Here is a 23,401-nt window from a genome sequence, read left to right as displayed (position 1 = left end):
AAAAAATTTTAGAAAACAGTCATATCATAATAGGACAAAATCATAAACATATAATGTCCAAAATTAGCTGAGATGGATAATATTATCCCACTAACTCATTCGGGAGGGGAGAATCACTTGGAAAAGGTAGATATTTTTAAAGACATTGCCGAACGAACAGGCGGCGATATATATTTAGGTGTTGTAGGAGCAGTTAGAACAGGTAAATCTACTTTCATAAAAAAATTCATGGAACTTGTAGTTTTACCAAATATAAGCAATGAAGCAGACCGTGCTCGGACACAGGATGAACTTCCGCAAAGCGCAGCCGGTAAAACCATTATGACAACAGAACCAAAATTCGTTCCAAACCAGGCCGCAACTGTTCATGTTGATGAAGGTCTGGATGTAAATATCCGTCTTGTTGACTGCGTCGGCTATACAGTACCCGGGGCAAAAGGGTATGAGGATGAAAACGGGCCGCGCATGATTACCACTCCTTGGTATGAAGAGCCAATTCCATTTCATGAGGCAGCAGAAATTGGAACAAGAAAAGTTATACAGGAGCATTCTACAATCGGTGTTGTTATTACAACGGACGGAACAATTGGCGATATTCCGCGTGAAAATTATCTTGAAGCGGAAGAGAGGGTAATTGAAGAACTGAAAGAGGTAGGCAAACCGTTTATCATTGTCATAAACAGTGCCCAGCCTTACCATCCAAACACGGAATCGCTCCGAAGCCAATTAATTGAAAAATACGATATACCTGTACTGGCAATGAGTGTAGAAAGCATGCGTGAAAGTGATGTTTTAAATGTTCTTCGCGAAGCTTTATACGAATTCCCGGTACTTGAAGTGAATGTGAATCTTCCCAGCTGGGTAATGGTCCTGCGTGAAAACCATTGGTTACGTCAAAACTATCAAGAAGCAGTTAAGGAAACCGTTAAAGATATAAAGAGATTAAGAGATGTGGACCGGGTTGTTCATCAGTTCAGCGATTTTGAATTTATCGACCGTGCAAGCCTTGCCGGAATTGAAATGGGGCAGGGAGTCGCTGAAATTGATTTATACGCTCCGGATGATTTATATGATGAAATCTTAAAAGAAATTGTTGGGGTTGAAATCCGCGGAAAAGATCATTTGCTTGAACTTATGCAGGATTTTGCCTACGCAAAAGCAGAGTATGACCAAATCTCTGAGGCTTTAAAAATGGTAAAACAAACCGGCTATGGAATTGCCGCACCTTCCATAACTGATATGAGCCTTGATGAGCCGCAAATCATTCGCCAAGGACCAAGGTTCGGTGTTCGCTTAAAAGCTGTTGCTCCATCCATTCATATGATTAAGGTCGATGTAGAATCCGAATTTGCACCAATCATTGGATCGGAAAAGCAAAGCGAAGAATTGGTCCGTTATTTAATGCAAGACTTTGAGGAAGACCCGCTGTCGATCTGGAATTCAGATATTTTCGGCCGCAGCTTAAACTCAATCGTCAGAGAAGGGATTCAGGCAAAACTTTCGTTAATGCCTGAGAATGCCCGCTACAAATTGAAAGAAACTCTTGAGCGAATCATAAACGAAGGCTCAGGTGGACTAATAGCCATCATACTATAGTTAGAAAAGCGGAAGCGCCTCGCTCAGGCCCGACATGCTTCTAGGTCCTGCTGGTGAAGTCGTTTTTTGACTTCATCGGCAGAACCGAAGCGACCTCGAGGGCCTAGGCGCTGGAGCTGGACAGTTAAAAAGACTCCTTTTCGGGAGTCTTTTTTGTGTGGCGTATATTACAAGATGCACGGATAAGAAAACATTACCATTATTTCATGAATATTTCTTGATATGCGTAAATGAATATGTTAATCTTTTAACAGAATTCATGTTGTGGGGCTCTAACCCTTATGATTAAAGGGTTTTTGCCAAAAATAGATTGAAAACTGGCTCGCAATCATTTAATATAAGGGCTGAGTTAAACAAAAATAATTCCACAATGTATAGAATTCGGTCATTTTGTTTAGAAATGTAGGTAAGAGACTTACTTTTACTGAATTTACCGTGATTTTTTGGGAGGAGGTGAAAGGCATGAATAAGACAGAACTAATTAATGCAGTTGCAGAAGCTACTGAGTTATCAAAAAAGGACGCTACTAAAGCAGTTGATGCTGTTTTCGATGCAATCTTAGATGCTTTAAAGAATGGTGATAAAGTACAATTAATCGGTTTCGGAAACTTTGAAGTACGTGAGCGCGCTGCCCGCAAAGGCCGGAATCCTCAAACCGGAGAAGAAATCGAAATCGCTGCAAGCAAAGTTCCTGCTTTCAAACCAGGTAAAGCGCTTAAAGATGCAGTTAAATAATTACATACAAGTGCTTAAAACTATGCTAAGCAAAAGGCTGCGGAATTCCGTGGCCTTTTGTATTTTTTGTCTGCGCTTGCTAGATTCGTTTAGTGCTTCCCGGGGCTGAACAAGCCGCTGGAGCCTATTGTTTATGCTTCCAGGAAATCTTCCATTTTGCTTGTACTGAAATGGTTATGCTAATATTGTAATGATAAAATTAAAAGCGGAGCAGGATAATAAAAGCTGACTTCGCTATCCAAGTATTGTATTGATTTAGAAGTAGGAGGATTTGTGATGTCAAACATCAATCGTGCCCAAATTGAGGAAGCGGTGCGTTTAATATTAGAAGCTATCGGAGAAGACCCAAACCGTGAAGGTTTGCTTGATACTCCAAAACGTGTAGCAAAAATGTACGAGGAAGTGTTTGCCGGTTTAAATCAAGATCCAAAAGAATATTTTGAAACAATTTTTGGAGAAGAACATGAAGAATTAGTGCTTGTTAAAGATATCCCATTTTATTCCATGTGTGAACATCACCTTGTTCCATTCTTCGGACATGCACACGTTGCTTATATTCCAAGAAATGGGAAAGTAACCGGACTAAGCAAACTCGCAAGAGCTGTTGAAGCAGTTGCCAGAAGGCCGCAGCTGCAGGAACGGATTACTTCGACGATTGCCAACACAATTATGGAAAAGCTTGACCCTCATGGTGTAATGGTAGTTGTAGAAGCGGAACATATGTGCATGACAATGAGGGGAGTAAAAAAACCGGGTTCAAAAACGGTCACTTCTGCGGTACGCGGAATTTTACAAAACGATGCACGTGCACGTGCTGAAGTGCTCTCTTTAATCAAGAATTAAATCGTATTAGCTCTAAGGGCCTTATATCAATTTCATCAAAGATTGCCGGGGTGAAGAAAATGGAAAAGAAGAGCAGCTTTCAAAACGGGGAATTTGTTGTTATAAAAGCATTGGATGACGGTGTAAACGTGATCGGGTTAACAAGAGGCACTGATACAAGATTCCACCACTCAGAGAAGCTTGACAAAGGTGAAGTAATGATCGCCCAATTTACTGAGCATACTTCAGCAATCAAAATCAGAGGGCATGCAAAAATTATGACTTCGAATGGAGAAATTGAAAGCGGGAATTAACAGCTGATTCCAATAATAAATGTGAAACATAATTAACATTTTTGAAAGTTTTTTATCTTCTGAAACCACAAACCTAATTTCTTTTATGGTATAATTGTCTCTGCCTTAATGTACGGATATTAAGGTAAATGCTTACATTTTCCAATAAATTGCGAACTTTCTTTATATGGATATACATAATTCGGGAAGCAAGGGTGATTGATTTGCAAGACATTCAAATGAAACTGACAAAAATTAAAGAGCAGATTATGCGAAACGTCTCACATCCGTATTTGGTGAAATATATTAAAGCCCCCACAGTCGATGAAGACAAGCTGCTCTTGCTTGTTTCCCTTATGGAACATTTGAAAATATCAAATGATGAAATGGAAAGTTATGTCTTAACGACGATGCTTATTCAAATTGCCCTTGATACCCATGAGCATGTAACAGAAAACAAAAACCAGGAAGATACTTATCACAGCTTGAAAAATCGCCAGCTTACCGTTTTAGCGGGTGATTATTACAGCGGTTTATATTACAAGCATTTATCAGAAATAAATAGTATCGGTGTAATCAGGACACTAGCAGCAGGGATAAAGGATGTAAACGAGCACAAAATTTCCGTCTACCAAAAGGATTCTGACGGGATTGATAAATTAATGAACAGTATAAAGATGATTGAGTCCTCTCTGTTTGAAAAACTGACAGAATATTTTCAAGCGGATGTCTGGGATGAATATGCCTCAAACCTATTATTTTTAAAACGCCTAATCAATGAGAAAAAGAAATTTTTACATGAAGAGGCATCGATATTATTTGAGGGATTAAAAAAACTTGTATTTCCAAAAAACGATCAGCCTTTGTCAGAATTATCGAATGAGCAGCAGCGGTTCTTATTGCTGATTTGTGATCGTTATATTGAATTTGCGAAGCAGTTAATTGAAAAAGGAATCAAAAAATTACCTTTCCTGAATGAACTTTTGAAGGAAAGAACATTATTTATTTTGAACCAGCACCATACGCTGGCAAAAACTTTTGTGGAAGAAGGGTAAGATCACATGCATCAATCTAAAGAAGAGCGTGTTCATCATGTCTTTGAAAAAATCTATCAAAATTACGACAAGATGAATTCTGTTATCAGTTTTCAACAGCATAAAAGATGGCGAAAAGACACGATGAAACGAATGAATGTCCAAAAGGGCAGCAAAGCTCTTGATGTATGTTGCGGCACGGGGGATTGGACGATTGCCCTTGCTGAAGCTGTTGGCCCCGAAGGTGAAGTGATTGGCCTTGATTTCAGCAAGAATATGCTGAAGGTCGCAGAAGAAAAAGTCAATAGCAAAAATTTCAATCAAGTTTCACTTATCCACGGAAACGCAATGGAGCTTCCGTTCCCTGACCAATCGTTTGATTATGTTACAATTGGCTTTGGTCTAAGAAATGTACCAGACTATATGCAAGTGTTAAGAGAAATGAACCGGGTGTTAAAACCCGGAGGTATGGCAGTCTGCCTCGAAACTTCACAGCCGACATTGATTGGATTTAAACAGCTGTACTATTTTTATTTCCGGTTTATTATGCCGTTCTTCGGAAAAATCTTTGCAAAGAGCTATGATGAATATTCTTGGCTTCAGGAATCTGCACGCGAGTTTCCGGGAATGAAAGAACTTGCAGAAATATTTAAAGAAGCGGGCTTTATAAAAGTACATTATAAGCCATACAGCGGAGGCGTTGCCGCTGTTCATTTTGGAACCAAAAGAGATGCCTGACCCATTACTGAGCGGCCGGGCATTGATATTTTATAATGCTTTATTTAATTCAGTAACAGAAAATGACAGGATATTAAAGCTGGGTGGATACAATGAAATTAAAAATGATGTATTCATTTTTGAATTCGGATTTAAATATCGTTGAAAAAGAACTGGAGGAGACAATACAGTCAAAGTCTCCTTTATTGCGTCAAGCATCCCTGCATTTATTGCAGGCCGGGGGGAAAAGAATTCGCCCAGTTTTTGTGTTGTTGGCAGGAAAGTTTGGAAATTATGATATCAATGTAATCAAAAATGTTGCTGTTGCACTTGAACTGCTTCATTCGGCTACACTGGTACATGACGACGTGATCGACGATGCCGAACTCAGGCGCGGAAAACCGACGATAAAGGCAAAATGGGATAACCGGATTGCCATGTATACGGGAGACTATATTTTAGCACGTTCTCTTGAATTAATGACAAAAATCGAGAATCCTCTTGCCCATAAAATCCTTTCACATACGATTGTTGAAGTTTGTATTGGGGAAATTCAACAAATTAAAGATAAATACAGATTTAACCAAAATTTAAGAGACTATTTCCGGCGCATCAAAAGAAAAACGGCATTGTTAATAGCTGCCAGTTGTCAATTGGGAGCGATTGCTGCCGGTGTAGATGAACAAATCCATAAAAAGCTATTCCGTTTTGGCTATTTTGTTGGCATGTCCTTTCAAATTACCGATGATGTGCTTGATTTTACCGGAACAGAAAAAGACCTCGGCAAACCTGCGGGCGGGGATTTGTTGCAGGGAAATATTACACTGCCGGTTTTATTTGCAATGAAAGACGAAAATATTCGAAAAAAAATAGAAAGAGTTCATGAAGATATGGACCGTGAAGAGCTTAATAAGTTATTGTCGATCATTAAAAATTCGGGTGCGATTGAAAGCTCTTTGGCAGTAAGCGACCGTTATTTGGAAAAAGCGTTGGCAATTTTAAAAGAACTTCCTGACAATAGAGCGAAAAAAGCGCTGCGGGATATAGCGAAATTCATTGGAAAACGTAAATTTTAGAAGTTGCGGAATTGTCTAAACAATGGTAATATTTTTCGTGGAATTGTCCATTTGAGGACAATCGATAATACATAACTTTTTTAGGAGTGAGCATATGGAAAAGACTTTCTTGATGGTCAAACCAGACGGCGTACAGCGCAACTTAATCGGCGAAATTGTTGCCCGTTTTGAAAAAAAAGGTTTCCAATTAGTTGGAGCAAAACTTATGAGCATTTCAAAAGAACTTGCTGAGAAGCATTACGGTGAGCATAAGGAGCGTCCATTCTTTGAAGAGCTAGTCGATTTTATTACTTCCGGACCGGTTTTTGCCATGGTATGGCAGGGGGAAAATGTGATTGCAACTGCCCGCCAAATGATGGGATCGACAAACCCGAAAGATGCAGCACCTGGAACAATCCGCGGTGATTTTGGCCTGACTGTAGGAAAAAATGTTATTCATGGTTCTGATTCCCCTGAAAGTGCACAACGTGAAATTGCCTTATTCTTCAATGAATCAGAATTAGTGGAATACTCAAAACTAGTAAACGAATGGATTTATTAATAATCTAAACATAAAAAGACGCTTGAAAACCCAAGCGTCTTTTTTGTATCCGCTTCCATACAGGATCTAATTTGTAAAAAGTTTGTGAAAAAAAATGCTCTTTGCCCATTGTTTTCCGTTATACTAAATTTGTTAAACAGATTTTCTTTTCGAAAAGGCTAGAGGAGAAATACGAATGTCTCAAGATTACCTTGATTTTATCAGCAACATCAAAAGGAAAACAGGAATCGATTTAGCTCTTTATAAGGAAGCGCAAATGAAAAGAAGGCTGACTTCCCTTTATAAGCATAAAGGATATAACTCATTCCATGAATTTTTCCTTGCAATGGATAAAGACCGTCAGCTGTTGAATGAATTTTTGGATCGAATGACGATTAATGTTTCTGAATTCTATCGAAATCGAACGAGATGGGAAGTGCTTGAAAAGCAGTTATTGCCGAAGCTTCTTAATCGCAATAGAAGGTTGAAAATATGGAGTGCGGCTTGTTCAACAGGTGAGGAGCCATATACGATCGCAATGATTATGTCGAATTTTTTGCCGCTCTCAGAAATTCAAATTTTGGCAACAGATATTGATGAAAATGCTATTGCCAAAGCGAAAATTGGAATATATCCGGAAAGGTCATTAAATGAAGTTCCACTGGAAATGAAAAAAAGGTATTTCGCAAACAAGGGAAATTTTTTCCATGTTTCCGATCAAATAAAGAAAACAGTCACATTTATGAAACATAATCTGCTAAAAGACCCATTCGGAGGACCATACGACTTGATCGTTTGCCGAAATGTATTAATCTATTTCACAGAAGAAGCGAAGAAAGAGCTTTATAAGAAATTTAGTGCATCATTAAATCCCGGGGGAATCTTTTTTGTTGGAAGCACTGAACAAATTTTCAATCCGGGACAATATGATTTTGAAATAGAAGATACATTCTTCTACAGAAAACGAGAATAAATATAAGGGCCCGATTTCAAACAGGGCTTTTTCTTTTCACTTTTTGCAGCGACGGAACTAATCATTATCAAAGGATAATAAAATTATTTTAATAATTTTGAATGATTGACTATTTTTATTTTTAAGCATGTGTTATATTTGTACATAATCCTTTAACGAGTTGAAGGGGGAAAGTATCATGAGATATTTAACAGCCGGCGAATCCCATGGACCGCAGCTTACAACGATTATAGAAGGATTGCCATCAGGGATGCCTTTAGTTGCAGAGGATATTAATATTGAACTCGCCCGAAGGCAGAAAGGCTATGGGAGAGGCCGCAGAATGCAAATTGAAAAGGATACAGTTGAAATACTTGGAGGGGTTCGCCACGGTTATACGCTGGGTTCACCGGTAGCGCTGGTTGTCAAAAACAATGACTGGCAGCACTGGACAAAGATAATGGGCCAGGAACCTCTTGGTGATCATGCAGAGGAAATTAAGCGAAAAATTTCCCGACCCCGTCCCGGTCATGCTGATTTGAATGGGGGTATTAAATACGGCCACAGGGATATGCGAAATGTACTTGAACGATCTTCAGCGCGGGAGACGACCGTCCGGGTAGCTGCCGGAGCCGTTGCAAAAAAATTATTGTCCTTACTTGGGATTGAAGTTGCTTCACACGTGATTGAAATCGGGGGAATTAAAGCTGAAAACTTAGCATACAGCTCTATTGCTGAATTAAAAGAGAGATCAGAAGAATCACCTGTCAGGTGTCTTGATGATGAAGCTGCCAAAAAAATGATGGCAGCCATTGATGAAGCAAAACAAAATGGCGACTCGATCGGAGGAGTGGTAGAAGTCATTGTGGAAGGGATGCCTGTTGGCGTCGGAAGTTATGTACATTATGACAGAAAGCTGGATGCAAAACTTGCGGCAGCCATTGTCAGCATAAATGCATTTAAAGGAGTCGAGTTTGGCATCGGATTCGAAGCTGCCAGGAAACCCGGAAGTGAAGTTCACGATGAGATTGAATGGAACAAAAGTCAAGGATACACCCGAAAGACAAACAGGCTGGGCGGATTTGAAGGAGGTATGACAACCGGTATGCCAATTGTTGTCCGGGGAGTCATGAAGCCGATTCCTACCTTATATAAACCGCTGCAAAGTGTTGATATTGAAACGAAGGAACCGTTCTCTGCAAGTATCGAGAGGTCTGACAGCTGTGCAGTGCCTGCCGCCGCAGTAGTCGCAGAAAATGTTGTTGCCTGGGAACTTGCGGCAGCCATTGTCGATCAATTTTATGCAGACCGTATTGAAGCGTTAATAGAATCAGTGAACCGCCATAGAGAATATGCGAGGGAGTTTTAATGGATACGATATGGATTCGAACTGCATCAAGGCAGTATCCGGTGTTTGTCGGAGAGAATGTAATAGAAACACTGCCTTCTTTTATTCGCAATCATTTTTCCGATGCAACTTCGCTCTTAATAATTACGGATGAAACAGTTGGAGGACTTTTTCTTCCCCGGCTGACTTCGCTTCTAAAAGATTTCGATCCTGAAACTTATGTCGTACCTTCCGGGGAAAAAGCAAAAACTTTTGATGTATATTATAGCTGTTTAACTTTTGCACTCGAAAAAAAGCTTGATCGAAAGGCTCTTATCATTGCTTTTGGCGGAGGAGCCGTTGGTGATTTGGCAGGTTTTGTCGCCGCAACGTTTATGAGAGGAATTCCTTTTATTCAAGTTCCGACAACCATCCTTGCACATGACAGCGCGGTAGGAGGGAAGGTAGCGATCAATCATCCGCTTGGCAAAAATATGATCGGAGCTTTCTTTCAGCCGGAGGCTGTCTTTTATGACATCGAATTTTTGGAAACTCTTCCGTCAGCTGAAAAAAGGTCAGGCTTTGCTGAAGTTATTAAACACGGCCTTATAAAAGATAAAGAACTATTTGAGTGGCTTCAAGCTAATATCAATTCGCTTGAAAACGTTTCGAATAATGACTTGCAATTTATGCTCATCAGAGGGATTAAAGTAAAAGAATCGATCGTTTCAGAGGATGAAAAGGAAACTGGCATAAGAGCATTTTTGAACTTAGGTCATACCCTTGGACATGCCATCGAAGCGGAAATGGGCTATGGAAAAATTACACATGGTGAAGCAGTTATCATCGGAATTTGTTTTGCACTTGAATTGAGTGAAAGAGAGATCGGTTTTTCGTATAAGAAAGATGAATTTTTGCATTGGTTGAGCGATTTAGGCTATAAGACAGACATTCCGAATCATCTGTCTACAGAAAGATTATTGAATCGGATGAAAATGGACAAAAAAACCGTCAGACAAAAAATCAGGTTTGTTCTGTTGGAGCAAGTTGGCCGTCCGGTCTTAAGAGAGTTGGAAGATGAACGATTAATGGCTCATCTTGAACAATTTCGGGCAGGGGGTGGTGTGTAAATGATCAGAGGATTAAGAGGTGCAATCACAGTCAATGAAAACACGGAAGAGGAGATCATATCAGCAACAGAAAGGCTTTTGCGTCAGATGATTGAAAAAAATCATATTCAGCCTAGTGATGTTGCTTCGGTTTTTTTTTCTGTTACAGATGAACTTTCGGCTGCGTTTCCGGCAAAGGCTTTGCGCCTTTTTGAAGGCTGGACGCACGTTCCTGTCATGTGCATGAGAGAAATACCTGTTCCATCAGCTTTGACCCATTGCATTCGGGTCATGATGCATGTAAATACTGAAAAGGCTCAAGATGAAATGATTCATATTTACTTAGAGGGTGCAGTCAATTTGCGGCCCGACTTAAAAAAGTAATGGCGAATTTCATTGAAATTTCGTTATTTACATAAAACTCCATAAAAACAATTTGGAAAATTCCTCTCTATACTGCTTATTAATAAATGGCTATTTCTAAAAGTACTTTTATACATTAATATGATCATACACAAAAGTGATTAGAAGAGGTGGATTTGATGAAATGGAAAGAGCAATTATTAACCCTTACTCCCTATCAGCCGGGAAAATCGATTGATGAAGTAAAAAGACAATACGGCCTAGAAAAAATTGTTAAGCTTGCTTCAAATGAAAATCCTTTTGGATGTTCAGGAAAAGTGGCTGAAGCTTTTAAAAATGCTCCCGTTTCTTTTGCGATCTATCCTGATGGTTATGCCACAGATTTAAGAGAAAGCCTTGCAGCATTCTATAAAGTGGCGCCTGACCAATTAATTTTAGGAAATGGTTCGGATAATCTTATTCAAATCATCTCAAGAGCAATTTTAGGGAGTGGCGTGAATACGGTCATGGCCGTGCCGACATTCTCTCAGTACAAACATAATGCGATAATTGAAGGTGCTGAAATAAGGGAGGTTCCGTTAGCGAATGGACATCATGATTTAGAAGGAATGCTCTCAAAGATCGATGCGAATACCGGAGTCGTCTGGGTCTGTAACCCTGACAATCCGACTGGAACGTATATTCCAAAAGATACACTTTACGCATTTCTGGAAAAAGTTCCGAGGGATGTTTTGGTTGTTCTTGATGAAGCTTACATTGAATATGTGGTTGCAGATGAAGCTTATCATGTCAATGAACTAGTTTCACAGTTTGAAAATGTAATTGTGTTAAGGACGTTTTCCAAAATATATGGCCTTGCAAGTTTGCGGGTTGGATACGGAATTGCGGCTTCTGAAATTATACGCGCATTGGAGCCGGCAAGAGAGCCGTTCAATGTGAATACATTCGCCCAAAAAGCTGCAACTCTCGCATTGGAAGATCAAGAGTTTATTCAAATTTGCAAACAAAAAAACAGAGAAGGGCTTGAGCAGTTTTATCAATTTTGCCGGGAAAGCAATCTTGATTACTATCCTTCTCAAACAAATTTTATCTTAATTGACTTTAAGACAGACGGGAATAAAGTCTTTCAATTTTTACTGGAAAATGGGTATATCGTTCGATCAGGAAAACCTCTCGGATTTCCGACATCAGTTAGAGTGACAGTCGGATCGAAAGAACAAAACGAAGGCGTTATTGAAGCCATGAAGCAGTTCTTAACACTAAAAACTCAATCATAATTCAAAAGGCGGTGATTTCTTGGAAGGCCGCGCATTTATTATAGGCTTAGGATTAATTGGCGGTTCGATCGCTCTTTGCATTAAAGATAAGCATCCGGAATCAATGGTCATTGGTTATGATATAAGCGAGAAACAAAGCAAACTGGCAAAAATGCTCGATGTAGTAGATGAAATTGTGGAATCCATCGAAGAAGGAGCGAAGAGCGCGGACTTGATTGTGATTGCTACACCGGTGGCTCAGGCAGAAGAGATTATCGCCGCTTTGGCCCGGATGGATTTAAAAAATGGGGTCATTATTACTGATGCTGGCAGCACGAAAGAAGAAATTGTCAAAAAAGCTTCCTGTTTAAAGGAAAAGGGCTATACCTTTATTGGCGGTCATCCAATGGCAGGTTCTCATAAAAGCGGTGTGATTGCCGCAAAAAAGATCCTTTTTGAAAATGCCTTTTATTTATTGACGCCCGACAAAGATACTCCTGAGGAAGAAGTATCAAAATTAAAAGAGTGGCTGAGCGGAACAAATGCAAGATTTCTTATTCTTTCGCCATCGCAGCACGACTACTTAACTGGTGTAGTCAGTCATTTTCCGCATATTATTGCTGCGTCTCTTGTTCATCAAGCTTACCGGTCAAGCAGGAATCAAGAGTTGATTCCCCGGCTTGCAGCCGGGGGGTTCCGAGATATTACCCGGATTGCTTCCAGCAGCCCGGCTATGTGGAGAGACATTTTGCTCCATAATCGATCCATTCTTCTTAGTTTGCTTGATGAGTGGCAGGAAGAAATGGAGAGAGTAAAAAAAATGCTCCTTGAATGCAATCATGAAAGAATATTTGATTATTTTTTCAGCGCCAAGCAATTCCGCGATGAGTTGCCGAAAAAAGAGAAAGGGGCTATCCCGGCATTTTATGATTTATTTGTTGATGTCCCTGACTATCCCGGCGTTATTTCCGAGATCACTGGTTATTTAGCGCAAGAGGAGATTAGCATTACAAATATCCGCATATTAGAAACGAGAGAAGAAATTTACGGAGTCCTTGTTATTAGTTTTCAAACAGAGGAAGATAGAATGAGGGCGGAAAAGTGCATTAGGCATTATACCGATTACGAAACTTCCACCGGTTTATAACTTTTTTACCAAAGGAGGGTCAAGAAGTGGGAGCACGCCGTTTAGACAAAAGCTTGAGCGGTTTGAAAGGTACCGTAAAAGTTCCGGGCGATAAATCGATATCTCACCGGTCTGTTATGTTTGGAGCGATTGCAAATGGTACAACTTCCGTAACGAATTTTCTTTTAGGTGAAGATTGCCTGAGTACGATTGCATGTTTTCGCAAGCTCGGTGTTACCATAGAACAAACAGGGAATCAATTGCAAATTTTTGGCAATGGATTTGATGGTTTGAAGGAGCCTGTTGACGTTCTTGATGTAGGTAATTCAGGAACAACTATACGATTATTGCTCGGGATTTTAGCCGGACGACCTTTTCACGCTACACTGATAGGAGATGAATCAATCGGAAGAAGACCGATGACAAGGGTTACGAGACCATTGGCAATGATGGGAGCAGACATTGATGGCCGCAGCAGCGGAGAGTTTACTCCACTCTCAATTAGAGGAGGAAACTTAACGGGCATAGACTATCAATTACCTGTTGCCAGCGCCCAAGTGAAATCTTCGATCTTACTTGCCGGCCTTCAAGCAGAAGGTACAACGACTGTAGTGGAACCATCGAAATCCAGAGACCATACCGAAAGGATGATTCGCCGGTTTGGCGGAGAAGTGGAAGAAAACGGACTAACGATTAGGCTAAAAGGAAGCCAGAGCTTAACTGCGTCAAAGGTAGAGGTGCCAGGTGATATTTCATCAGCAGCTTTCTTTTTGGCAGCTGCCGCGATTACGCCTAACAGTGAACTGTTTCTTAAGGACGTTGGGTTAAACCCGACGCGGACAGGCATGATTGATGTTTTGAAAGAAATGGGGGCAGATATAACCGTAATGCCTAAAGATTCGGATGGTTTTGAGCCTTCAGGTGATATTATCATCAAAACATCAAACTTAAAGGGCGTTGAAATAAAAGGGGATATCTTGCCCCGCCTTATTGATGAAATTCCGATTATCGCTCTATTGGCTACTCAGGCAGAAGGAACGACAGTTATTAAAGACGCCCATGAATTGAAAGTGAAAGAAACAAACCGTATTGATACAGTTGTAGGGGAACTTTCCAAGCTTGGTGCATCGATTGAAGCGACAGACGATGGCATGATCATCCACGGAACATCGAACTTGAAAGGCGGCATTGTTTCCTCTCATGGCGACCACCGGATTGGAATGATGCTTGCAGTAGCTGCTCTTATTTGCAAAGAAGAAGTATTTCTGGAAAGAGACGAGGCAATTTCTGTTTCCTATCCCGGATTTTTTAGAGATTTACATAGTGTGATGAAATAAGGTGAAACTTCCATGAGTGGGGGTTTTACTACCCGTTAATGCGGGATGAGGAAGGTTTGGCTCTAAAGGTAAAATGATAAACCTTATGGGTCAGCCTTTCTTATTTTGCAACGAAAATAGTCATATTTTCATAAAATAAACATAGCTTGTCATAAGACCGTAAAGAGGTGGTTTTATGACATATATTATTTCGAATGCAAATCTGCTATTCAATGGAAAGCTTCAAAAAACTTCCCTTCTTGTGAAAGAATCTGAAGTTGTGTCGGTTAAAAAGACTTTTGACAAATTCCGCTTTATGCAAATGGATGTAGGCCCATATTTAATGACTCCCTCTTATGTTTTTTTTGATCCAAACCTTCCTGTCAAACAGCCTTTCTCGGAAATGAAGGAATATTTTATAAACCATTTTATACTGAAAGGCTGTACGACTGTTCTGACTTTAGAATCCATCTCCTATGAATATGAATTTATGAATAAAGTGAAACGAATGAAGGCAAAGCTTGCAGGAAGTCCAATCGACTTCGTATTGGGAGTTAAAATTCCGTTAAGCCTTCTGACCGTAAAATTTATCAGGCAATGCAAAAAAGAAAGGATTCCGGCTTTATTTATTGAAATAACGAAAATCGACGAACTCTTTACCATCCCTTGGGGTTGGATCCGCGAAGCAATGTTTCCTTACAACAGTCCGCTTATTCCTGTTTTTCAAATTGAAAACACCAGGGACAGAAAACAGGCAAAATTCATCTGGTCTCAGCTGATGAAGCAGGAGAAGATTTCTTTTATCGATGACGAACTAACAGAATATGAGCCTCTTTCACTCTCTGTCCTAAAAAAAACCGGCATTTATCCACTAAAATCCTATTTACATCAAGGCGGGGAAGTGAGTTATAATTTATATTTAAACAGCCGGAAAATCACGAAGATTGAAGAATTGGATTTGTTTCATTATCATAATGATAGACTGCTTGTAACAGTTCACAAAGGAAATGTTATTCGTGCAGGCAGCAATGTATTTTATCGACCGGGGTTTGGTGAAGATGTTACCGTTAAAACTCCGTCATACTTTATTTCCGGTTAGAAAGGATTTTTAAATGAATAAAGTCGAAAAAATCATCTCTTTAATTGAAAACGGTCAACATAAAAAAGCATTAATTCTTTACAAAGAAATATTGAGTACAGGGTCTGACGAAGAAAAATTTATCCTTGCAGAAGAATTATTTCAATTCGGTTTCCTTGATGAAGTAAAGTTATTGCTTGAGAATCTGCTGGAAACTTACCCTGATGAAGGCGAACTTCTTGTCATGCTGGCTGAAGTGTATTTAGAGCTGGGAGATGAAGAACAGGCGATTCTGTTGCTTGAAAAAATCAGCGCGGTAGACCCAAGTTATCCTCAATCCCTTTTACTGCTTGCAGATTTGTATCAAATGAATGGCCTTTACGAAGTAAGTGAACAAAAATTGCTGAAAGCGAAACGCATTTTGCCTGATGAGGTTGTTATTGATTTTGCCCTCGGAGAGCTGTATGCCGAAGAAGGAAAATTTAATGAAGCAATAAAGGCTTATGAAGTTGTTATAGAATCGGAAACAGAAATTGCCGGAGTCAATATTCACCGCCGTATAGCCGAGATGTTTAGCTCTTCAGGAGCATTTGAAGAGGCGCTTCCGTACTATGAAAGGGCTCTTGATGAGAAACTTGAAATTGATACCCTTTTCGGCTATGGTTTTACAGCGCTTCAAGCCGGTTTTAATAAGACGGCCATTGAAAAGTTTTTAGAATTAAAAGAATTGGATCCTGAGTATCACTCATTATATTTGTATTTGGCAAAAGCGTACGAAAGAGAAGAAGATCTCGAAAACAGCTTGAAAGCAGTTAAAGAAGGAATTAAATATGATGAATACAATAAAGATCTATTTTTTTACGGCGGGAAATTGGCGTTAAAGCTTGCTGATGAAGAAGAAGCTGAAAAGCTGTTAAGAAAAGCGCTTGCCCTTGATCCCGGCTTTACCGAGGCCGCATTAACTCTGAATAAGCTATTGCTAAAACAAAGCCGATATGAAGATGTCCTTGAAATTGCAAGATCTTTGGAAGCACAAGGGGAAGAAGAGCCGCAGATCATTTGGGATGAAGCTGTAGCACTTCAGCATCTTGAAGATTATTCACAGGCATTAAACAAATATGAACTCGCATATACTTTTTTTAAGAATCATCCAGATTTTTTAACGGATTACGGATATTTTTTAATGGAAGAAGGAAAACGAGCTGAAGCTGTCGAAATTTTTAGTGAATTACTAAAAAATGATCCAACCAATGAGGAGTACCTCGATATTTTGGATCGCCTTTCAGATGAATATTAAACATTTCTTTCTGAAAAAGGAATCATGCAGAGGAGGGAATTAATATGACGGCCCCTGTTTCTGTCAACGAGAAGAAAGATTTTATTCGCTGGTTTTTAAACCATTATCAATTAAAAAGAAGAGAGTGTGTATGGATCTTAAACTACTTAATGAGCCATGATCAGCTTATGGAAAAGGTTCATTTTGTTGAGCAGGCACAATTTTGTCCAAGAGGGCTTGTAATGTCTACCCACTGTGTAGATGAAGTGCCATTCCGCTTCTACAAAGAAAACGTCATGACTACAGATGCGGAAAAATCTTTCCACGATATCCGTTTGAACCGGGACGAGGAAATATACATTCAATTAAATTTCCATGCATCTTATAAGGCCCCTCAGTATGCAGCAGTATTGGAAGAAAATCCGTATATGCCGAAAAAACTGCAAATAACAGAAAAAGACCGGCTCATTGCAGAACGCTTTCTTATGGAAAGCATCCAGCGGTTTCAGGAGGAAAAGCTGCTCCAGCTGATTGATAAAGCTCTTGATGAGCAGGATGAGGAAGCGTTTCGACAGCTTACCTCTCAATTGAAAATTATGAAAAAACAATCGTAACAAGGCAAGCTATTACAGCTTGCTTTTTTTTTTTGAATATCGTGTTATACTCGTTCATGAAATGGTATGATAAAAAAGGAATTTGGTGAAGATTGGAGTGTAGACGATGAAATGGATCCCGCAAGATATTGATATGTATTTGCAGGCAAAAGAATATGTCGATACGGCGGTTTTGCCACTTTTGCCTGTCTCGTTTGATACGGATATAAAGCAAACTGCTTCGATGACTGAATTTATTACACTATTAAGCATTCAGTTGGAAAGGCAGTTTAAAGGAAGGCTGTTGCTTCTTCCCGGTTTTTCGTATTTAAAAAGCGTTGAAGAGGACAAGCTTGTGGAAAATCTAAAAGTTTGGGAAACAGAAATTCTTCAAAAAGGGTTTAAATATGTTTTTTACCCGACATCGGATTCGCAATGGAAAACGCATGAAAAAGCTTTAAATGGGTCGTTAATCTGGATCCCTTCATTGCCGCTGGAAAATATGGATGAACAATATAAAAAATCTATTTTAGAAGATCAGGTCAAACAATTGTTAAATGTATTCATTCAAAAATGGCGAGAAAATGAATAAATGAGAGTATAGTTGTACACTTGCTTTTTTTGGTACAGTACTATATTGACCTTGTGTAATTAATGATATATCATTTATATGTCCTAGTTTTATATGTGTTGAAATATGTCCGTTGGACTGATTTCATGATAGAGGGGGGAAAAGCATGAGCAAGCATCGAGTTTCCAGGCGTCAATTCCTGAGTTACACACTTACCGGTGTAGGCGGTTTCATGGCTGCAGGAATGTTAATGCCAATGGTTCGTTTTGCTGTTGATCCGGTTCTGCAAGGCAAAGGCGGCGGGGATTTCGTTCCAACTGACAAAAAAGTAGACGAAATTACAACTGAACCAACACGTGTAGACTTCTCATTCACACAGAAGGATGCCTGGTATGAATCTGAAGTGACGAATACAGCTTGGGTTTATAAGGACGAGAAAGGTGAAATTGTTGCACTTTCTCCTGTTTGTAAGCACTTAGGCTGTACTGTTGACTGGAATACGGACAAGTCTAATCCAAACCATTTCTTCTGTCCGTGCCACTACGGTTTATACACAAAAGACGGTACAAACGTTCCAGGCACGCCGCCGACATCACCGCTGGATGTGTATGAATATCGAGTAAAGGATGGATATTTGCAAATCGGGAAAGCAAAACCGCGGAAGGGGGCGTAATGATTGTTAAACAAAATATATGATTGGGTCGATGAACGTTTAGATATTACGCCTTTGTGGCGTGATATTGCAGACCATGAAGTTCCGGAGCATGTAAACCCTGCACATCATTTTTCAGCATTTGTTTACTGTTTCGGCGGATTAACATTCTTCGTAGTTGTGATTCAAATCCTTTCTGGTATGTTTTTAACAATGTATTACGTACCAGATATTAAGAATGCATGGCAATCTGTATACTATCTTCAAAATGAGGTAGCGTTCGGTCAGATTGTCCGCGGAATGCACCATTGGGGAGCAAGTTTGGTTATCGTAATGATGTTCTTACATACGCTTCGCGTATTCTTCCAAGGAGCTTATAAGAAACCTCGCGAATTAAACTGGATTGTCGGAGTATTAATTTTCTTCGTTATGTTAGGTTTAGGTTTTACAGGATATTTGCTTCCTTGGGATATGAAAGCACTGTTTGCGACAAAAGTAGGTTTGCAGATTGCGGAATCTGTTCCGCTTATAGGTACATGGGTGAAAATTTTGCTTGCCGGTGATGAGAGTATCGTCGGAGCCCAAACGCTTACCCGTTTCTTTGCGATTCACGTATTCTTCTTGCCGGCTGCATTACTCGGTTTAATGGCTGCACACTTTATCATGATCCGCAGACAAGGAATTTCCGGTCCTTTGTAAGCCGATCAAGCAACGTTAAAAAGATTGTCCCATTTTTGAAAAAAGGAGGGGGATTGCTCGATGCATCGTGGAAAAGGTATGAAGTTCGTAGGAGACTCCCGTGTTCCTGCGGAACGCAAGCCTAACATTCCGAAAGATTATTCGGAATACCCTGGAAAGACTGAGGCTTTCTGGCCTAACTTTCTTCTGAAAGAATGGATGGTAGGTGCAGTTTTCCTCGTCGGCTTTTTGTGTCTGACAGTCGCTCACCCTTCTCCGTTAGAAAGGGTTGCAGATCCGACTGATACAGCTTATATCCCATTGCCAGACTGGTATTTCTTATTTCTATACCAATTATTGAAATACACATATGCATCAGGTCCGTATAATGTTATTGGTGCAATTGTCATTCCCGGGCTTGCTTTTGGTTCGTTGTTGTTGGCTCCGTTTATTGACCGAGGCCCAGAACGCCGTCCGACTAAACGCCCTTTAGCAACAGGATTTATGCTGTTGGCTTTGGCTTCGATCATTTTCTTGACCTGGCAAGCTGTTGCACATCATGACTGGGAAGCAGCTGAGCAGCAAGGAAAGATTGTAGCTGAAGCAGATATTGACAAAGAAGCGGAAGGCTACAAAATTTACGAAGCTCAAGGCTGTATTAACTGCCATGGCGCTGAATTATCAGGCGGTGCGGGTGCTCCTGCACTAATTGATACCGGATTAAAACCTGAAGAGGTAGCTGACATTGCTAAAAACGGAAAAGGCAGTATGCCGCCTGGTATGTTTAAAGGCACTGATGAAGAACTGAAAAAACTTTCAGAGTTCATCTCAAGCATTAAAAGCAAATAATCAATGAAAAAAGCTGGCTTTTCGCCGGCTTTTTTTAATATGATATGATTGAATCATACATATTGAAATGAGGAAAAAATTGATGAAGTGGATTTATCCGTTTATTGCAAACAAGACTTTTTTATGGTGTTTGCTTCTCATAAACATAGCGGGAACGATTTATGGCTACGATTGGTATAAGTGGCAGCTTGTTGATACACCTGCGATCTTCGTGCCATTTGTACCGGACAGTCCGACAGCCAGCTTGTTTTTTGTTTTCGTACTAATCGCTTTTCTTTTGAATAAAAACTGGCCATTATTCGAAGCGCTGGCGATTGTAACTTTGTTTAAATACGGAATTTGGGCAGTTATCATGAATTTATTGGTATACACCGTGAAAGGTGAACTGGATTTTGTATCGTACATGCTAATTTTCTCCCATTTAGGAATGGCAATACAAGGAGTTTTATTTGCTCCGTTTTATCGGATTAAAATGCGCCATCTTATTATTACTGGAGTTTGGGTATTGCACAATGAAATCATTGACTATGTGTTTTTTCAAATGCCTCGTTATCCTGTTTTACATCTATACTTACAAGAAATAGGATACTTTACGTTTTGGCTCAGTATTGCCTCACTGTTCCTTGCATACTATCTTTGTGTAAGGCCGGGCAGGTTTACATTAGAATTAAATTCATAATCGATAATTGATAATTTCAGGTCTAACCTTGTCCAACCCCACATACATTTTATTAGATATTATAGGGGGGACAAGAATGAGAGCAATTGCCGCCATAACCATGCTGACTTTTTTCCTGCTGGCACCATTCACAGTAATCGCAGAACATACGCCGCCTATAGATAAGCTTGATGAGATTTCAGATGAAGCTTTGCAAATGGTAAAATTACAAAGATATGACGATGCCAAAAAAATATTGGAATATTTTTCTAAACAGTTTTTAACGTTTACGATTAAAGAAAAGTCATTTTCAATGGATGAGTTAAGAATTGTAACTGTTGCTCATAAAGATGCCCTTGAAGCATCTGTCAGTGCAGCAATGACTCATGAAGAGAGAATTAATCGTGTCACGAAGTTCCGGCTTGTTGTTGATGCTGTTACTTCCACCCATCAGCCTTTATGGGCAGAAATGGAAGGTCCAATTATGTCGGCATTTAACAGTGTGAAAGAATCAGTATATAACGGGGACAATGAACATTTTCATTCTAATCTGAATTCATTTTTATCTCTTTATGAAGTCATCTACCCGAGCATGAGACTTGATATTCCGTCTGAAAGAATGGAAAAAGTTGATGCCCGAGTTAAATTCATTGATCAATATCGCCCACAAGTGCTTACACAGGCTTCAAGCCAACAGGAGCTTGAGGCATTACAATTAGATTTGCAAAACATTTTTGATGAGATGAATGAAGATGAAGCCGATCCGTCTCTTTGGTGGGTAATGATTTCAACCGGAAGCATTATTATACTAACATTGTCTTACGTTGGTTGGAGAAAATATAGAGGTGACCGTGAAAAGGAGAGGAACCGGTCAAGAGAGCTAAAAGATTGACCCTTAACAACACATTCATTACAATAATATTAGAAGCAGGGATTTACATTTTTCAAAGTTTATTTGGTGTTTAGGCAGAATCTATCCGCATTAGGATTAAAAGTCAAAGATGGAGGTTGAAAATGTATCTACTTTACTTCGCGGTCATTATACTTGTTCCTCTTTGGGCGCAGCTGAAAGTGAGTGGAGCATATAAAAAATACTCACGCGTTCCTTCGTCATCACAGATGAGAGGTGCTGAAGTAGCGAGAAAGATTTTAGACGCGAACGGGCTGTATCATGTTGGTGTAGAGGAAACAGGAGGATTTTTAAGTGACCATTATGATCCTCGCACGAAAACGGTTAGATTATCTTCCGCCAACTACCATGGGCATTCCGTTGCAGCTGCTGCAATTGCTGCACACGAAGTGGGCCATGCAATTCAGGATCAGCAAGATTACGCATTTCTGCGTTTCCGCCATGCACTTGTTCCTGTTGCAAATATCGGCTCAAATTTTGCCTGGATTCTTATTATGATCGGTATTTTTGCTCAATTGAGCGGAATGTTGCTTTTAGGAATTATCTTTATGGCATCAGCCGTGCTTTTCCAGGTTGTTACTCTTCCGGTTGAATTCAATGCCTCAAACAGGGCAATGGATCAAGTCGTTGCACTTGGTGTTATTCGGAATGATGAAGAACGGGAGACGAGAAAAGTATTGAATGCAGCGGCTTTAACATATGTTGCCGCAGCTGCAATCGCAGTACTTGAACTAGTTCGCTTAGTATTGATTTTTACAGGAATGACGAGAGAGGAATAGAAGAGGCTGACTCATAAGAGGGTCAGCCTCTTTATCTTTCCAGCGGCATTTTATTTTCATCAAGTGTAAAGCCTTCACCAAGAACATCATGTACAACGCTGACTGACACAAATGCGTGAGGATCAACGGAAGTAATCACATTTTTCAGCTTTACGATTTCATTTTTGGCAACGACACAATAGAGTACTTCCCGTTCTTTCTTTGTAAATGAACCGTACCCTTTTAACACTGTAACTCCCCGATCCATTTCTTTCAATATTCTGTCGGCTATTTCTTCATTGTGATCAGAGATAATCATTGCTCCTCTGGCTGAATAAGCGCCCTCTTGCATAAAATCAATCACACGAGCCCCTACAAAAACAGCCACTAATGTATACATCGCTTCCTGATACGTTAAATAGAAGACGAGCGATAGGGTAATAACAACAGCATCGAACAAAAACATTGTTTTCCCCATGCTCCAGCCGATATATTTGTGGGCCAGTCTTGCAATAATATCGACGCCTCCGGTTGTGCCGCCAAATCGAAAGATGATTCCGAGGCCTATTCCGATGAACACTCCCGCAAACAAGGCAGCCAGCACCATGTCATTATTAAGCGGCATATCCACCGGAAAGCGCTGAAAAATCCAGAGAAAGACTGAGACGCTGATCGTCCCGATAATCGTATATAAAAACACATTTCTCCCGAGAAGCTTCCAACCAATAAAAAAAAGAGGAATGTTTAATATTAGATTTGTATATGACGGATCCCAATCAAACAGGAAAAATAATAATAAGGTGATACCGGTAAATCCGCCCTCGGCTAAATTATTTTGCATATTAAAATTAACAATCCCAAAAGAAAAAATTGCTGCTCCCAGCAAAATAAAGAAGATATTCTTAAGTTTCAATCCAAAAACCAATACACACTCCTCCTTTATCCAGTAAGTTCTTCAATCAAAGCGTATTTAATTATATAAAATATCATTTTTATTAGCAATGATACCCAAAATTCTTCCGGCATCAAAAGAGTGTTTCATGTGAAAACAAAAATATTTGTAAAAAGGGGCATGTTTAGGCTAACATGTAAGAAGAAAATTACGATATACTGATTGAACTGTTTAAAGTTGAGGT

26 protein-coding genes are annotated in these 23,401 nt (G+C 39.7%); 25 read left to right on the top strand and 1 reads right to left on the bottom strand.

Translation table 11 applies throughout. The annotated features are described in order from the left end of the window. Nucleotides 1–117: 117 nt before the first annotated feature. The 25 genes from spoIVA to C0966_RS08530 all read left to right on the top strand — a co-directional run bounded on the left by spoIVA (nucleotide 118) and on the right by C0966_RS08530 (nucleotide 22,286). Nucleotides 118–1,596 (top strand): stage IV sporulation protein A, encoded by a 1,479-nt coding sequence (gene spoIVA / locus C0966_RS08650; protein ID WP_274854944.1) that lies wholly within the window; start codon nucleotides 118–120, stop codon nucleotides 1,594–1,596. Between the two features lie 462 nt (nucleotides 1,597–2,058). Next, on the top strand, nucleotides 2,059–2,331 hold the full coding sequence (locus C0966_RS08645; RefSeq protein ID WP_274854943.1) for an HU family DNA-binding protein: 273 nt from the start codon (nucleotides 2,059–2,061) through the stop codon (nucleotides 2,329–2,331). Between the two features lie 276 nt (nucleotides 2,332–2,607). Then, entirely contained in the window at nucleotides 2,608–3,174 is a 567-nt protein-coding gene (gene folE / locus C0966_RS08640) for a GTP cyclohydrolase I FolE (protein WP_274854942.1), read from the top strand. 59 nt (nucleotides 3,175–3,233) lie between these two features. Beyond that, the gene (gene mtrB, locus C0966_RS08635) at nucleotides 3,234–3,467 is read left to right on the top strand and encodes a trp RNA-binding attenuation protein MtrB (RefSeq protein WP_274854940.1); all 234 of its coding nucleotides are present in this window, start codon (nucleotides 3,234–3,236) and stop codon (nucleotides 3,465–3,467) included. A gap of 194 nt (nucleotides 3,468–3,661) precedes the next feature. Next, nucleotides 3,662–4,501 carry a heptaprenyl diphosphate synthase component 1 gene (locus tag C0966_RS08630; protein WP_274854938.1) on the top strand — a complete coding sequence of 280 codons (840 nt, stop codon included), beginning with the start codon at nucleotides 3,662–3,664 and terminating at the stop codon, nucleotides 4,499–4,501. Between the two features lie 6 nt (nucleotides 4,502–4,507). Continuing rightward, a complete protein-coding gene (menG, locus tag C0966_RS08625; RefSeq protein ID WP_274854937.1) occupies nucleotides 4,508–5,218 on the top strand; it encodes a demethylmenaquinone methyltransferase in 711 nt (236 codons plus the stop codon). A gap of 92 nt (nucleotides 5,219–5,310) precedes the next feature. Then, nucleotides 5,311–6,273, top strand: coding sequence for a heptaprenyl diphosphate synthase component II (gene hepT / locus C0966_RS08620; protein ID WP_274854936.1), 963 nt, complete (start codon nucleotides 5,311–5,313; stop codon nucleotides 6,271–6,273). A gap of 94 nt (nucleotides 6,274–6,367) precedes the next feature. Further along, nucleotides 6,368–6,814, top strand: coding sequence for a nucleoside-diphosphate kinase (ndk, locus tag C0966_RS08615; protein WP_274854934.1), 447 nt, complete (start codon nucleotides 6,368–6,370; stop codon nucleotides 6,812–6,814). Between the two features lie 175 nt (nucleotides 6,815–6,989). Continuing rightward, entirely contained in the window at nucleotides 6,990–7,766 is a 777-nt protein-coding gene (locus tag C0966_RS08610) for a CheR family methyltransferase (protein ID WP_274854932.1), read from the top strand. Nucleotides 7,767–7,944: 178 nt separating this feature from the next. Continuing rightward, entirely contained in the window at nucleotides 7,945–9,114 is a 1,170-nt protein-coding gene (gene aroC / locus C0966_RS08605; RefSeq protein ID WP_274854931.1) for a chorismate synthase, read from the top strand. Further along, a complete protein-coding gene (gene aroB / locus C0966_RS08600; protein WP_274854930.1) occupies nucleotides 9,114–10,202 on the top strand; it encodes a 3-dehydroquinate synthase in 1,089 nt (362 codons plus the stop codon). The genes aroC and aroB overlap by 1 nt, the downstream gene beginning before the upstream one ends. Further along, on the top strand, nucleotides 10,203–10,565 hold the full coding sequence (aroH, locus tag C0966_RS08595) for a chorismate mutase (protein WP_274854928.1): 363 nt from the start codon (nucleotides 10,203–10,205) through the stop codon (nucleotides 10,563–10,565). It begins immediately after the preceding gene. A gap of 158 nt (nucleotides 10,566–10,723) precedes the next feature. Continuing rightward, nucleotides 10,724–11,821 (top strand): histidinol-phosphate transaminase, encoded by a 1,098-nt coding sequence (gene hisC / locus C0966_RS08590; RefSeq protein WP_274854926.1) that lies wholly within the window; start codon nucleotides 10,724–10,726, stop codon nucleotides 11,819–11,821. A gap of 19 nt (nucleotides 11,822–11,840) precedes the next feature. Beyond that, nucleotides 11,841–12,947 (top strand): prephenate dehydrogenase, encoded by a 1,107-nt coding sequence (locus C0966_RS08585; RefSeq protein ID WP_274854915.1) that lies wholly within the window; start codon nucleotides 11,841–11,843, stop codon nucleotides 12,945–12,947. A gap of 26 nt (nucleotides 12,948–12,973) precedes the next feature. Beyond that, a complete protein-coding gene (aroA, locus tag C0966_RS08580) occupies nucleotides 12,974–14,263 on the top strand; it encodes a 3-phosphoshikimate 1-carboxyvinyltransferase (RefSeq protein WP_274854913.1) in 1,290 nt (429 codons plus the stop codon). Between the two features lie 175 nt (nucleotides 14,264–14,438). Further along, nucleotides 14,439–15,341: a hypothetical protein gene (locus tag C0966_RS08575; protein ID WP_274854911.1), complete on the top strand. Its 903-nt coding sequence runs from the start codon at nucleotides 14,439–14,441 to the stop codon at nucleotides 15,339–15,341. Between the two features lie 13 nt (nucleotides 15,342–15,354). Further along, the gene (locus tag C0966_RS08570) at nucleotides 15,355–16,617 is read left to right on the top strand and encodes a tetratricopeptide repeat protein (RefSeq protein WP_274854910.1); all 1,263 of its coding nucleotides are present in this window, start codon (nucleotides 15,355–15,357) and stop codon (nucleotides 16,615–16,617) included. Between the two features lie 44 nt (nucleotides 16,618–16,661). Continuing rightward, entirely contained in the window at nucleotides 16,662–17,210 is a 549-nt protein-coding gene (locus C0966_RS08565; RefSeq protein WP_274854909.1) for a ReoY family proteolytic degradation factor, read from the top strand. Between the two features lie 106 nt (nucleotides 17,211–17,316). Beyond that, nucleotides 17,317–17,781: a YpiF family protein gene (locus tag C0966_RS08560; RefSeq protein WP_274854907.1), complete on the top strand. Its 465-nt coding sequence runs from the start codon at nucleotides 17,317–17,319 to the stop codon at nucleotides 17,779–17,781. 145 nt (nucleotides 17,782–17,926) lie between these two features. Then, nucleotides 17,927–18,433 carry a ubiquinol-cytochrome c reductase iron-sulfur subunit gene (locus tag C0966_RS08555; protein WP_274854905.1) on the top strand — a complete coding sequence of 169 codons (507 nt, stop codon included), beginning with the start codon at nucleotides 17,927–17,929 and terminating at the stop codon, nucleotides 18,431–18,433. Nucleotides 18,434–18,436: 3 nt separating this feature from the next. Then, nucleotides 18,437–19,111: a menaquinol-cytochrome c reductase cytochrome b subunit gene (gene qcrB, locus C0966_RS08550; RefSeq protein WP_274854903.1), complete on the top strand. Its 675-nt coding sequence runs from the start codon at nucleotides 18,437–18,439 to the stop codon at nucleotides 19,109–19,111. A gap of 60 nt (nucleotides 19,112–19,171) precedes the next feature. Continuing rightward, on the top strand, nucleotides 19,172–19,939 hold the full coding sequence (locus tag C0966_RS08545; protein ID WP_274854900.1) for a menaquinol-cytochrome c reductase cytochrome b/c subunit: 768 nt from the start codon (nucleotides 19,172–19,174) through the stop codon (nucleotides 19,937–19,939). A gap of 82 nt (nucleotides 19,940–20,021) precedes the next feature. Beyond that, nucleotides 20,022–20,618, top strand: coding sequence for a DUF1405 domain-containing protein (locus C0966_RS08540; RefSeq protein WP_274854899.1), 597 nt, complete (start codon nucleotides 20,022–20,024; stop codon nucleotides 20,616–20,618). A gap of 76 nt (nucleotides 20,619–20,694) precedes the next feature. Continuing rightward, nucleotides 20,695–21,489, top strand: coding sequence for a sporulation protein YpjB (gene ypjB / locus C0966_RS08535; RefSeq protein WP_274854898.1), 795 nt, complete (start codon nucleotides 20,695–20,697; stop codon nucleotides 21,487–21,489). 122 nt (nucleotides 21,490–21,611) lie between these two features. Then, nucleotides 21,612–22,286: a zinc metallopeptidase gene (locus tag C0966_RS08530; protein ID WP_274854896.1), complete on the top strand. Its 675-nt coding sequence runs from the start codon at nucleotides 21,612–21,614 to the stop codon at nucleotides 22,284–22,286. Between the two features lie 31 nt (nucleotides 22,287–22,317). On the opposite strand, the gene C0966_RS08525 is transcribed toward C0966_RS08530, so the two are convergent. Further along, entirely contained in the window at nucleotides 22,318–23,190 is an 873-nt protein-coding gene (locus tag C0966_RS08525) for a YitT family protein (RefSeq protein WP_274854893.1), read from the bottom strand. Nucleotides 23,191–23,401: the final 211 nt, after the last annotated feature.

The organism is Bacillus methanolicus (genome assembly GCF_028888695.1).
Taxonomy (GTDB): Bacteria; Bacillota; Bacilli; order Bacillales; family Cytobacillaceae; genus Bacillus_Z; species Bacillus_Z methanolicus_B.
This window is presented reverse-complemented; position numbering and strand designations above follow the sequence as displayed.